Annotated in this window: 15 protein-coding genes; 5 read left to right on the top strand and 10 right to left on the bottom strand. The window is 71.8% G+C overall.

Annotation, left to right across the window (positions count from 1 at the left end; translation table 11 throughout):
• Positions 1–731 (bottom strand): hypothetical protein (locus BMY61_RS40575; protein ID WP_075004255.1); only part of this gene is annotated, 731 nt, incomplete at its 3' end.
• Entirely contained in the window at positions 724–1,236 is a 513-nt protein-coding gene (locus BMY61_RS40570) for a SigE family RNA polymerase sigma factor (RefSeq protein ID WP_042444927.1), read from the bottom strand. The genes BMY61_RS40570 and BMY61_RS40575, both read right to left, overlap by 8 nt.
• A 259-nt stretch (positions 1,237–1,495) precedes the next feature.
• Here BMY61_RS40570 and BMY61_RS40565 point away from each other — a divergent pair, with 259 nt between their 5' ends.
• From BMY61_RS40565 to BMY61_RS40555, 3 genes are all read left to right on the top strand, one after another.
• Positions 1,496–2,356 carry a hypothetical protein gene (locus tag BMY61_RS40565; protein ID WP_143094766.1) on the top strand — a complete coding sequence of 287 codons (861 nt, stop codon included), beginning with the start codon at positions 1,496–1,498 and terminating at the stop codon, positions 2,354–2,356.
• A 173-nt stretch (positions 2,357–2,529) separates the two neighbouring features.
• Positions 2,530–4,248 carry a transglycosylase domain-containing protein gene (locus tag BMY61_RS48520; protein ID WP_082014886.1) on the top strand — a complete coding sequence of 573 codons (1,719 nt, stop codon included), beginning with the start codon at positions 2,530–2,532 and terminating at the stop codon, positions 4,246–4,248.
• A 111-nt stretch (positions 4,249–4,359) separates the two neighbouring features.
• Positions 4,360–4,593, top strand: coding sequence for a hypothetical protein (locus tag BMY61_RS40555; RefSeq protein WP_042444928.1), 234 nt, complete (start codon positions 4,360–4,362; stop codon positions 4,591–4,593).
• A 233-nt stretch (positions 4,594–4,826) separates the two neighbouring features.
• Here the strand turns inward: BMY61_RS40555 and BMY61_RS40550 are convergent, their stop codons facing one another.
• The gene (locus BMY61_RS40550) at positions 4,827–5,150 is read right to left on the bottom strand and encodes a hypothetical protein (protein WP_042444929.1); all 324 of its coding nucleotides are present in this window, start codon (positions 5,148–5,150) and stop codon (positions 4,827–4,829) included.
• Between the two features lie 244 nt (positions 5,151–5,394).
• Here BMY61_RS40550 and BMY61_RS40545 point away from each other — a divergent pair, with 244 nt between their 5' ends.
• Positions 5,395–6,120 carry a DUF6193 family natural product biosynthesis protein gene (locus BMY61_RS40545; RefSeq protein WP_042444930.1) on the top strand — a complete coding sequence of 242 codons (726 nt, stop codon included), beginning with the start codon at positions 5,395–5,397 and terminating at the stop codon, positions 6,118–6,120.
• Here the strand turns inward: BMY61_RS40545 and BMY61_RS40540 are convergent.
• From BMY61_RS40540 to BMY61_RS40515, 6 genes are all read right to left on the bottom strand, one after another.
• Positions 6,060–6,353, bottom strand: coding sequence for a hypothetical protein (locus BMY61_RS40540; protein WP_042444931.1), 294 nt, complete (start codon positions 6,351–6,353; stop codon positions 6,060–6,062). The genes BMY61_RS40545 and BMY61_RS40540 overlap by 61 nt on opposite strands.
• A complete protein-coding gene (locus BMY61_RS40535) occupies positions 6,350–6,637 on the bottom strand; it encodes a hypothetical protein (RefSeq protein WP_042444932.1) in 288 nt (95 codons plus the stop codon). The genes BMY61_RS40540 and BMY61_RS40535 overlap by 4 nt, the downstream gene beginning before the upstream one ends.
• Before the next feature lie 89 nt (positions 6,638–6,726).
• The gene (locus BMY61_RS46820; RefSeq protein WP_075004254.1) at positions 6,727–6,906 is read right to left on the bottom strand and encodes a hypothetical protein; all 180 of its coding nucleotides are present in this window, start codon (positions 6,904–6,906) and stop codon (positions 6,727–6,729) included.
• Positions 6,907–7,099: 193 nt separating this feature from the next.
• Positions 7,100–7,561: a hypothetical protein gene (locus tag BMY61_RS40525; protein ID WP_042444933.1), complete on the bottom strand. Its 462-nt coding sequence runs from the start codon at positions 7,559–7,561 to the stop codon at positions 7,100–7,102.
• 192 nt (positions 7,562–7,753) lie between these two features.
• The gene (locus tag BMY61_RS40520) at positions 7,754–8,635 is read right to left on the bottom strand and encodes a helix-turn-helix domain-containing protein (RefSeq protein ID WP_042444934.1); all 882 of its coding nucleotides are present in this window, start codon (positions 8,633–8,635) and stop codon (positions 7,754–7,756) included.
• Positions 8,632–9,504 carry a peptidoglycan-binding protein gene (locus tag BMY61_RS40515; RefSeq protein WP_052438526.1) on the bottom strand — a complete coding sequence of 291 codons (873 nt, stop codon included), beginning with the start codon at positions 9,502–9,504 and terminating at the stop codon, positions 8,632–8,634. Before BMY61_RS40515 ends, BMY61_RS40520 begins: the two co-directional genes overlap by 4 nt.
• 435 nt (positions 9,505–9,939) lie before the next feature.
• Here BMY61_RS40515 and BMY61_RS40510 point away from each other — a divergent pair, with 435 nt between their 5' ends.
• The gene (locus BMY61_RS40510; RefSeq protein WP_236655935.1) at positions 9,940–10,503 is read left to right on the top strand and encodes a hypothetical protein; all 564 of its coding nucleotides are present in this window, start codon (positions 9,940–9,942) and stop codon (positions 10,501–10,503) included.
• A gap of 43 nt (positions 10,504–10,546) precedes the next feature.
• Here the strand turns inward: BMY61_RS40510 and BMY61_RS40505 are convergent, their stop codons facing one another.
• Positions 10,547–11,623: a phosphodiester glycosidase family protein gene (locus BMY61_RS40505; RefSeq protein WP_075004253.1), complete on the bottom strand. Its 1,077-nt coding sequence runs from the start codon at positions 11,621–11,623 to the stop codon at positions 10,547–10,549.
• Positions 11,624–11,943 lie beyond the last annotated feature (320 nt).

Genomic DNA, 11,943 nt, shown 5'->3' with positions numbered 1-11,943 from the left:
GTGCCGCTGGACAGGGCGATGGTGTAGGCGAACGCGCCGCCCGCCATGGCGGCCGGGTACTGCGTCGGGTCGGTGCCGAAGCTGATGGTGACCTTGGCGACGCCGGGCGCGTAGTGCCCGGCGCCCAGCGTGAGGTACTGGCCGCCGGTGGCCGGTTCGCCGGTGGAGTCGAAGTACTCGATCAGGTGACCGGTGCCCCAGAGGCGGTCGTTGATGAAGGTCGCGGGAGAGTCCTGGCTGGTGCCCTTGCGGCCCTTGGTCTCGCACTGCACGTACTGGTTCGCGGAGTTGAGCGCGACGACCACACCGTCCTCGTCCTGCCCGGCGACCGGTGCGCGGACCGCGAGCACCGGGTGGTACTGCGACGCGTCCGAGCCCAGGCACGAGGCCAGGATCTCGGCCACCGCCCCCGCACCGATCGGCGTCGACTCCGTACTGGTGACGGTGTACGCGCCCGCCGGTCGAGGATGGGGGGACGCCGACACGGTAGAGGCGTCCGGAGCGGCCGGCGCCTGTTGCCCTCGCACCGGGTGCAGCACCGACGGGAGGGCCAGGCACAGCGCCACCGCAGCCGCCGCGGTGACGGCCGCGGTCGCGCCGAGGGCGTACCGGCGTCGGCGGCGCCGGTCGGCGCGGCGGCGGACCTCCGCAGCGGGCAGGGTCGGTGCGGGCGTCTGCGCGCCCAGCAGCCGCAACCGGTCGCCCAGGGTGTCATGGATCGGATCAGACACGGAGTTGTCCTTCCTCGCTGGTCGGGTGCTGGTCGCCGAGCTGGGCCGCGAGAGCGGCCCGGCCACGGGCGAGACGGCTCTTGACGGCGCTGAGACCGGCGCCGGTCTCGGCGGCGACCTGCTCGATCGAGAGGTCGCACATGTGGTGCAGGACGACGGCGCTGCGCTGCGCCTCGGGCAGGTCACGCAACGCGGCGACGAGCACGAGGTGTTCTTCGCCGGGCGGCTCGACGGCGGGTGGCTCGTGGCGATGGTGACGTCCGGCCAGGTGCAGGCCGCGGGCCAGGCGTCGCCAGCGGGACACCGCCAGCCGTCGGGCCGTGGTGCGGATCCACGCCTCCGGTGCCTCGTCCAGGCTGAGGGCCCGCCTTCGGTCCCACGCGCGGACGAAGGCTTCCTGGACCACGTCCTGCGCCTCGGACCAGTCGCCGGTCATCGCGTAGAGCTGCCCGGTCAGGCGGGAGAAGGACGCCGCATAGAACGCGTCGAACTCCTGTGGTGTCATCAAGGGCTCTCTTCTGGTGCTGTCGGTCGGCTCGCGTGACAGGCCTGACACCGGAGAACACTCGTCGACCGCGGCCGTGAAGCCCTGTCCCCCGCGTGTCCCGCGGCCCTGCCGAGGCCTGTACGCACGAGCACCGTCCCAGGGTCGCACCCGCGCTCTATGACCTAGATCACGTGTGCGGGGTGCGACCTGGCGGGTGCCGGCGGGCGTATCCGGGCGCAGGCATCAACCGGAGTCTGCGGACAAGGAGTTCACTCTCATGCGTTTGCGCCCGATCATGATCGGTGTGGCCACTGCCGCAGCCGTCGCGACGGCGGGTGGCGTGGCCGCCGCCTCGACCGGCACCCCCACGCCCTCCGCCTCGACCGGCACCCCCACGCCCTCCGCCTCGCCCTCCGCCGGCACCCCTGCGGTCACCGCCACTCCCTCGGCCGGCGCCTCCCAGCCCGTCGCCTCGCCCTCCACCGGCGCGACCAGCACCCCGACCGCAGGCGGCCCGTCCAGCACCCCGACCAGCGGCGGCGGCCTCGGCCCGAGCTCGGGCCCGGTCACCCCCACCCCGGTTGCTTTCACCGTCACCAGCGCGAAGGCCACCCCGATCGGCGCCAAGGCCGTCGCCGAGATCCTGGCCTCGTGCCTGGGCTCGGACGCGTCGCAGTACCACCCGGTGCTCGCGGTCCGCGCACCGGTCGCCGGGCAGGACGAGGACGGTGTGGTCGTCGCGCTCAACTCCGCGAACCAGTACGTGCAGTGCGAGACCAAGGGCCGTAAGGGCACCAGCCAGGACTCTCCCGCGACGTTCGTCAACGGCCGCCTCTGGGGCACCGGTCACCTGATCGAGTACTTCGACTCCACCGGCGAACCGGCCACCGGCGGCCAGTACCTCACGCTGGGTGCCGGGCACTACGCGCCCGGTGTCGCCAAGGTCACCATCAGCTTCGGCACCGACCCGACGCAGTACCCGGCCGCCATGGCGGGCGGCGCGTTCGCCTACACCATCGCCCTGTCCAGCGGCACCACCCACCTCGGCCCGAACACCGAGACCCCGACCCCCTACGTCCACGCCTACGACGCGTCAGGCAACGAGATCTACAACCAGAAGACCGACCCCGCCTTCTGACGAGCAACGACTCCCCCGCGACCTGCACCGTGCCACCCTGACGGCCACACCGAGGCGCGGGACCGCCCGTGACGGAGTGGGCCCCGGCTTTCGACCGGGGCCCACTCCTCACTCCTCCACCGGCGAGGTTCTCCGTTCTCTCCTCCTCCCATGACGGTGAAAGCTCCTGCTTGATGTCTCGTCTGCCTGCACTCCCCCTGTTCCGGCGGGTCCGAAAGGAACGGCCCGCACCGCACGACCCCGCACCGCACGACCCCGCACCGCACGACCCCGCACCGCACGATTCCGATCCGGACGCCCCCGGCGCTCCCCGCCGCCGTGTCCGCGGCGCACGTCCGCGGCGCCGGTGGTGGTGGCGGTGGCTGCGCCGGCTCCTGGGCGTGGTGCTGGTGGTGGCGGTCGGCCTGGGTGGGCTCGTCGTAGGGGCGTACGCCATGGTCGACATCCCCCCACCGCACCCGGAGGCGGTGATGCAGAGCACCGTCTTCTACGACCTGCACGGGGCCTACATCGGGCGCCGCGGGCCGGTGGACCGTCAGGAGGTGCCGCTCGCCCGGGTACCCGCGTTCGTCCAGGACGCGGTCATCGCGGCGGAGAACCGCACCTTCCGCACCGACACCGGGATCAACCCCTCCTCCATCGCCCGCGCGGTGCTCGCCGCCGTCACGGGTGGTGAGCGCCAGGGCGGTTCCACCATCACCCAGCAGTACGTCAAGAACGCCCTGCTCACCCCGCAGCGGTCGCTGTCCCGGAAACTTCGCGAGGCCCTGATCGCGATCAAGCTCGACCAGACCCGGCCCAAGAACGAGATCCTGCAGGACTACCTCAACACCGTGTACTTCGGCCGCGGCGCGGCCGGTGTCCAGTCCGCCGCCCGCAACTACTTCGGCGTGGGCGTCGACCAGCTGACCCTGGAACAAGGGGCGGCCTTGGCCTCGATCATCAATCTGCCCTCCTACTACGAGCGAGTCGGCTCGGACCCCGCCGTCACCGCCACACTGCAGCGCCGCTGGTCCTGGGTCCTGGACGGCATGGTCGCCGACCACGCCCTCACCGCCGCCCGTCGCGCCGAAGCCCGGTTCCCTGCGTTCCGGCCCTATCCGCCCAGCCCCTCCGACGGGCAGCGCCAGTACCTGCTGGACGTGGCCTCCGCCGAGGCCGCGCACCGCCTCGGCATCACCCAGGACGAACTCGCCCGCGGCGGCTACACCGTCCACACCACCTTCGACCTCACCCTGCAGGACGCGACAACGCAAGCCGTCCGAACCGACACCCCCGCCCAGACGGGCGTCACTCCTCAGCGCGCCGGCCGCTCCCGGCCGACGGCGCAGCTGCACACCGCCGTCGCGGTCGTCGCCCCTGGCAGCGGCGCCGTCCGAGCGCTCTACGGCGGCGCCGACTACGCCCGCCAGCCCTTCGACGACGCCACGGACGGCGCCGTCGAGACCGGCACCGCCCTGACCGACCTGGCCCACGCCCGCCTCAGCGGAGCCGGGAGCCTCGCCTCGGCCCCCACCATCACGCCCGTCCAGATGGCCGCCCTCTACGCCGCCCTCCCCGCCGGCGACCGGTACGCCGCCCCCTACACCGTCGACACCATCACGCGCGGCGGCCACATCCTCTACTCCGCCCAGTCGCACCGACCGGACCGGGCCGGCACCAGCGGCGCCGCCCTGCACACCGGCCACGCCGGTCTACGCACCGCCTGGGCCGTCGGTGACAGCAGCACCCACCTGGCCCTGGCCGTCGCCCTCTTTGCCCAGCACGCCACCACGGGCAGCAAGCCCGCCACCCCCGCCACCCTCCGGGGCCTCACCGCGACCGATCCGACGGCACTGGCGGCGCGCATCGCCACCGACATCCTCACCAGCGCCCCGGCCCAATCGCGATAGCGCCCGGGTGCACCGTCACCAGGAGCGACATCCGGGGCCTTGTCGTTCGTTCGAGTGGCGGATGGGCGAACACGGATGCGATCACGGTGGACGGGACGCAGGCTGGGGCACATGACCGACCCTGCGCCCACCGAGCACCACCACGCCCATGTCGTTGTCCACCCTGTCCAGACCGACTCGACCGGCCCGTTCCGGCGCGTCGACATCCTCGGCGAGTCGGTCGGCAAGGCGTACAGCCTCGAGGACGTCGCGGAGTTCTGCCGCCGCGCCGGCCTCGAGGAGCTCGACCTGGACGCCGAGCGCATGGTCGAGTGGCGGGGCGGCGGCCACGACGTGTGGGAGTAGCGCCGGCCGAACGTCGAGACCCCGCCGACGGGGAAGTTCAGCGGGGCCTCGACGTTCTGGTGATCGGCAGGCTGCTGCGCAGTCTTGATCGTTGTTGCTGATCCGTGGCAGAAGCCGGAAGCCCTCGCAATCAAGCCGATCATGCGACCGGCGGCTAGCGGGAGCACACGCAGCAGAGGGCCCCCGCGCACCGGCCTGTGCACGGGGGCCTGTCTGTACTGCTGCGGGCAGGGTCAGGCGCCCCAACCGTAGGCGTCGTGAGTCGAGAGCTCCTGCCAGAACGTCGGCTCGATTTGTGCGGTCACTCCTGCGGCTTCGAACAGCGGCAGAATCTCGGCCTGCTGGTCCTGAAAGAACGCCTCGAAGCTCTGCCGGTCGGGCCACTCGTCAGCGACCAGCACCCTGCTGCCGTCGACAGAGCCGTGGAAACGGTGCGCGATGAGGCCATGACGCTTCGCGGCCTCGACGATGGCCTTCATCTTCTCCTTGTTCGCCGAGGCGTACTGCTCCAGGGCCTTGGCATCGCCAGCGGCCTCCAACGTCATGATCACAGACATAGCTGCTCCTCTTCGCTCTTGCGCTTGTACTGGGACCCGTTCGTTGACGGCACGGGAGGGAGCGCCCGACCTGAGAGCGGGGGCGCGGCGCTTCGGAGTGGTAACCCCCACCCACCACGCGCAAACAGCGAGACCTGCCAACCAGGTGATTCGACGGCCCGGGCCGCTCGCCACCGTCACGGCGTCGTGGGCCTCGAGTGGCGCGCGTTGACAGCGGGCAGTCCATGGCTCGATCGTCGGAGGCATGACGAGCGAGGGCGGGGGCAGCGATCACGATCGGGATTGGCGTGAGGTGCTGGACGCCTGGCGGCCGCCGCATCAGGCCGGGGACTGGGCCAGCCCGGCTATGTGGGACCTGTTGCAGTTGGCTGCGGACGAGCCGGCTCTGCGGAGGCTGTTTCCGTGGACGAGCATGAACGAGCTGCATGTCTCGGAGACGGGCGACTTCCGTGACTACGCCGGTGAACCGTTCCCCGCGATCGCGGCGTCGACCAGTGGTTTCGTCGTGATGGCGCATCCGTGGGGGCCTGACCACGTTGTGCTGGAGACGGCCGATCCGGCGGCTACGCTGGCCTGCATGGTGCGCCTGATGGAGAACCAGGAGCCGTCTCCCGAGGCCGTCTGGAGGTTCGAGGGCAGGTCTTGGTCGGCGAGGCGGAAGGCGGCCGGGCGGGCGGTGGACCGGTCAGAGCGCGGGGGTCCGCTCCTGCGGTGGGGGCAGCCGGCTGCAGTGGGCGCCCTTGTTGCCGTAGGTGATGTGCCGGATCGGCGCTACCGCGTGGTCGGCATGGGCATCCTTGCCCGCTCGGCGGCGCTCGTCGCCGCGGAATCCCCGGACCGGAGTGCGGCCCCTGCCGCTGCGGGTGCAGATGCGTTGTGCCCCCTTCCGCAGGGGGCCACCGCGCAGGGTCAGCCGACCCAGACGACGTCGGTGACGACCATCTCGCGCACGGCCGGGTCGGGCTCGTAGTAGACGAGCACGCCCTCGCGCGGGACGTCGAGCGCGATACGCCCGTCCGTCATCGCCATGCCGGGCGGACGGCGTCCCGCGTCGATCGCGATCCCGGTCTCGAGGGCTGCGCTGCGCAGGAACAGCATCAGACGCCGGTAGAGCTGCTCGTCGGACTTGAGGATCTGTTGGAGGACTTCGGTGGGGTGTTCCTCGGCGGACACGGTCCAGCGTGGGTGGGACGGCTGGGTCACAGGGCGTCCACGCCTCCGAGCGGGGCAGTCAACTCGTCGAAGCCGGTGCGGCGCGCGCTGGGGCGACGCTCACGGTTCCCCGATGCGTCCAGCATCGCTTCCGCGCGCCAGCGTTCCAGGACCTCGCTGATCTGCGCACCGGCGGGCGCGGACAGGGTCTCGGTGTAGAACTGCAGCCTGAGCTCCTGCGAGCCGAGCGCACCGCTGATCGCCTCGATCGTGGGCGGCACGTCCGGAGTGTGGGGGTCGCCGCTGTCGTGGTGGTCGACGGGCTGCACGCTCACGCTGCCTCCAGGTCTCGCTGGTCCCTCCACAGTAGCGGGACGACCGGAGCGGGCAACAGCGAACCCGCGGACATCGGCCGGGTCCACCGTCAGTCGTCATCGTCCTCCCGCGCTCCCGGCGGCGGTGGCTGCCACCACACGGGTGGCGGCGCGGGGGGCTTGCGGCGGGCAACGGACGCGGCGATGATCACGACGATCGCCGGGACGGCGAAGAACAGGGCCGAGACGAACAGCATGCCCGGCCCGTCCTCGAACTGCTGATGCACCATGCTGCCCCCTGAGTTGGCGACTGCCGGAAGCGTAGGACGCGCTCGGGAGCGCTGCCAGGCATCGGGATCTCCGCCGCGTCACGACCCGGTGTCGGATGCGAGTCGTCAAGGCCGAGGTCCGCGAGGCCGGCTCGGCGAAACGAACGCAGCGGCCCGGCTGCCCAGGTGGGCGCCGGGACCTCTGCTCTGCTGTCTATCCGATGGTGGTCCTCGGGCTCTGGATGTCGCCCAGGTAGTGACCGTTCATCCAGAACCCGGCGGAGATCACATAGGTGCCCGCCGGAGCGCTCCAGTCGGAGTAGGACGATCCGTACCCGGGGTCGTGTCCGGCCCACACGTAGTCGTTCGTCGCGCCGGAGGACGTGCAGCCGAAGTCGTGGGCCCACGCACCGTTGGCGACGTTGACGGCATGGGCGCAGTACACCAAGGCCGTGCCGGAGTAGTTCTGGAAGATGATCTCAGCTTCCATGATGCGGCCGTCGTACACGTAGTAACAGGGTTGGATCCGGACCGTGTTGGTGACGGGATAGCCGTCCGAGCGGCACTGGTAGGCGGTCTGCGCCGCGTGGGCGCTTCCCGTTCCGGCAACCGCGCCGGCGACCGTGATGGTGGCGGCAGCAAGGATCTTGGTGAGACGACCGGTCCAGTTGGCCATGACTTCCTTTCGGTTCGACCCCGAGCCGTAGCCCGGTGCCGGGCGTTGCGACCGTTGTTCAGTCGTGTACATGTCAGCTTGGTCCGCTGCCAACTGCTGTCTCAAGGCTTCCGGTTGAACCCGGTTGATCCCGGTCGGACCCGGCCTGCGAAACCGCCAGAACTGGCAACGCCTTCTCCCGGGCGCGGCTGGTCAGGGCGCTGACGCCGAGTAACATCCGTCGATCCTGCCGGTGCTGGTGGCGACACAGGCCGTCAGGCGGGTGCTGTCGCCCGGCACCGCGACCAGGTGCGTGTAGACGAACGGGTCCTGGTTGCTCGGGTGCGAGACCGAGGCCCGCTGGGTCGGCTGCCCCTGCACCGAGAAGCTGAGCCGGTCGCCGGAGGCGGCGTTCCAGACTCTGGCCCAGGCGGCCTGGCAGAGCGGGTTGTACCGGATCTCCAGTCCGACTCCCGCCGGGGTCTGAACCTCGAGCAGCGTCTGCGGTTCGACTCCGCACAGGGCCGTGCCCGGGTCCTGGCCGTTGCAGGCGGTGCCTGTGCAACGGACGTGGAAGCTCTCCGAGGAAGCCGCAGATCCGGTGCCGCTACGGTCGCCGAGGGTCAGGGCGGTCACGGTGGCGCCCCCGAGCAGTGCGGCGGCACCCGCCGCGATGCCGATCACCCACCGCGCACGGGCCTTTCTGCCGAGGCGGGGCGTGTGGGTGACCGCCGCCAACCGTGTCGGGTCCGCCATCGTCGTCCCGCTGACCTCGTCGGCCGGAGAGGTCGACGGGACCGGTTGCGGCGGTACGGCGGCGGGGGCCGGCGGTGCCTGCGTCGCGGTCCGGCGGCTCCACCCGGCCTCGGCCAGTTCCCACAGGGCCTTCAGCCGTGGCTCCGGTTCCTGCGCCAGGCCGCACAGGACACGCACCGCGGGCCACGGCGGCAGCGCCCTCCCGGCCAGGTAACGCTGCCAGGTCGACCTGCTGTACGCGGACTGCGCGGCCAGCTCCGACAGGGTCAGTCCGCAGCGTTCCCGCAGCAGGCGCAACTCCGCGGCCAGGCGGGCGCCTTCGGGAGAGGTCGGGCTCATCCGCGCAACGCCGCCCAGGTGTGCGGGCCGACCTGTCCGTCGACGTCCAGGCCGAACGCCTTCTGCGCCCGGATGACCGCCGATTCGGTCAGCGGGCCGAAGTTGCCGTCGACGCCGCCGGGAGAGAACCCCGCTCGTTGCAGGAGGCACTGCAACTCCGCCACCGCGGGCCCCGACTTGTCGACCTCCAGTGCGTCGGTGGAGCTGTTGCTGTTCCCGGCGTACCACAGTCCGGCCTTGCGCACGTAGTTGCAGGCGTAGGAGACCGGCTGCGCCACAGGCGCGCTCACCCGGGCCGGGCCGGTCGGCGGCGAGCCCTGCGTCGCGAGCATCACCAGCGCCGCGACCGTCGCCCCGACCGTGGCCGAGACGACGGCGGTGACCAGCAGCCGAAGGCGCGCCCGCCTGGCGTCGTCGCCGACCACCCGGGCCGCCGCAACGGCTTCGCCGTCCGTCGGCCCGCCGTCCGCCGGCCCACCGGACGAGGGCTCGACGTCGGCGGACGCGCCGAGCGCCGACGTGGCGCCGACCGGGGTGCCACGGTCCGGCGTGCTGCGGACCTGCGGCACGTGCTCCGGCTGCAACGGATCGTCAGGCCGCTCGCGCCGCCACGCATCCGCGGCCATCTCGTACCGCGCCAGTAAAGGTGCGGGATCCGTCCCAGCCACCGCGACCAGCGCCTCGACGGCCTCGCGCGGGGGCAGCAGCCGACCGCCGAGATACCGCTCCCACGACGAAGTGCTGTAGCCGGTGCGCTCGGCGAGCCGCCGAAGCGTCAGCCCGCTCGCGTCCTTGGCGCTGCGCAACCCGCCCACGAACTCGACAACCGCCGGCTCCAACCCGCCCGGCAGCGCCTTCCAACGCGCCACGATCCACCCCTCAAACCCGCCCGAGCCCCCGCCCTGGGCGGGGATCGTAGCGGCTCCGGGTGGAACCCACTCCTCCGGGGGGCGCCGTGAGCCGCACCCCCGGGAACCGCCCGGCCGGCGATCGTGGCCGGCGAGGTGACCAGCCAGCCCCGACGAGGTCACCGACGGCGACCTGCTGGTCCACGACAAACGGCGGCTGGACCGGCGTCCGAGCCGAAGGCCGACTCGCCGGCCGGTCGGCCCTCACCAGCAGTGCCGTCTTCCGCCGACCTCGCGTCCGACGGCGCCGAGGACCCGGAGAATCAGGCAGAGAACGGCCAGAGTGATCCCGATTCGCTGCTTTCCGGGACTCCCGTCGGCAAACCGGAATCTGCGGGACGACACGGATGAGGGGACCATCGAAGGAGAACACGCCTGCGCGCAGGAGGAGACGCCATGTCTCAACAGACCGAGGACAACGGCCTGCCCACGCCCGGCCCCGACCCGGTACGCAGCCCTGCGGAGTGCCTGCCCGCCCGGTGGCGCGCCACCCTGGACCGGCGCACCTCCCCGCTCCAGCGGTCACTGCTGGCGACATGGCTGTCGTTCGGGGCGACGTTCGGCACGGTCCGTTTCCTCACCCATGGGATCCGCGGGGGCTGGCTGCCCTGGGGCAACATCTCCGCCAAGGGCAGGCACCTGCACCACTACAACATCGGCATCGCCACACTGGCGGGCGTCGGCCTGGTCGCCGTCCGCGGCGACGCGAAGCTGACCGGCCACCCGGGCGTCGGCGCTGTCTACGGCGCGGGCGCGGCTCTGATCGCGGACGAGTTCGCCCTGCTCCTGGACCTCCAGGACGTCTACTGGGCCAAGGAGGGGCGCATCAGTGTGGACCTCTCGTTCGGCATCCTGTCCGGACTGGGCGCCTACCTTACCGCCGTCCCCTTCTGGCACGAACTCGCCAAGGTGACCGCCCGTCCCCCACGGCGAGGACCCGTCGGCGTGGAGGCCGCTTAGACGCGGGACGATCCGGGGTCCGGCGTCTCGGCGTGCCGCGCCGTCAGCTGTGGGCGCGGGCGTAGACGGCGACGAAGTCGCGGCTGGAGGGCTGGTAGTAGCGGTCGGCGGGGCGGACGAAGTTGACGAGGTTGTGGGGTGTCGGGTCGGCCGCGTCGTGGGAGCCGTCGTAGGAGATGAACGACGGCCAGCTGAGGTTGATGTCGAGCATCATGGCGGTCACGGCTCCGGCGCGCTGGAGCAGGACCGCGAGGGTCTGCACGGACAGGACACGGCCGCCGACGTAGATGATGTCGCCGTTCTTGTCGACACCGATGCCGGAGCGCGCCACGAACGGCATGCCCTGGTCGGTGAAGCCCCAGGTGTCCGTTCCGCCGTTGTAGACCTGCTGGGTGACCTGGCCGTGGGCGACGAGCGGCACCAGGCACTGGCGGACGCCGACCACGTTGGGCGTCATGCGCACGTCCTGCCCCCACACGCCGATCCGCAGCGATCCGTCCTTGTAGAAGACCTCCGAGGCGGCGCCGTCGCGCAGCGTCCCGGTGCTCTGGCCGTCGAGGAAGAACCCGCCGTGGGAGTCGCCGTTGGACACCTTGAAGCCGCCGTTGTAGGTGGCGACCAGGCCGAGCCGCTGCCCGGACGGGACCGTGTCGGGGACGTTCCAGTTGCCGCCGGGCTCGGAGAAGCCGGGGTGGAGGGAGAACGACAGCGCGCTCTGCTTCATCCAGACCACGCCGACGGGGAACGAGGTGTACTGGGAGTCGGGGCGCATCGTGGCGCTCTGGACGACCGGCTGCCCGTGCTCCTCGACGAGCGGACTGAAGTCACCCTCGCCCGGGAGGGGCGGGCTGACCAGCGGTCGGACCGGCGTGTGGAGCGTGATCGCCGCCTTGCGGGCCAGCTCCTGCTGACGCTGCGCGGCCTGCATCCGGGCCAGCGCGTCCGGCGGGATGCTCCCGCCGACCTTGGGCGGCGTGTAGGTCTGCACCTCGAGCCAGTTGACCGCCCAGTTCAGATGGTGGTCCCTCCCCCACTCGGCCAACCGGGCGGCCGTGCTGTCGGTCCCCGGAGCGGCCAGGGCTCCGTAGACCGAGTAGCCGACCCACAGGGAGAACGCCACGACCAGGGCGAGCGTGCACCGCCGGACGCGCCGCCATATCCAGCGGCGGTGCGTGATCGGTCCGGCAGGACGCGGGCGACGACGTATTCGGAGCGTGCGACGGACCGGCCCCGAGGACGGGTCCGGGCCGGGGCTGGCTGTTCGGTTCGTGCCGGACGTGTCCGTGCCGTTCTGGTCCAGCATGTTCGGCCCTCCCACGGTCCTGCGCGCTCGCATCGGTTGTGGCGCCGGCGGCGGCCTGCGGCGCCGGCGCCCTGCGGCACCCATGCAACCCGTCCCCCAGGTGGCCCGCCACTTGGGCGGGCGGCACCGTGAGGGGG

The organism is Streptacidiphilus jiangxiensis (genome assembly GCF_900109465.1).
GTDB lineage: Bacteria > Actinomycetota > Actinomycetes > Streptomycetales > Streptomycetaceae > Streptacidiphilus > Streptacidiphilus jiangxiensis.
This window is presented reverse-complemented; position numbering and strand designations above follow the sequence as displayed.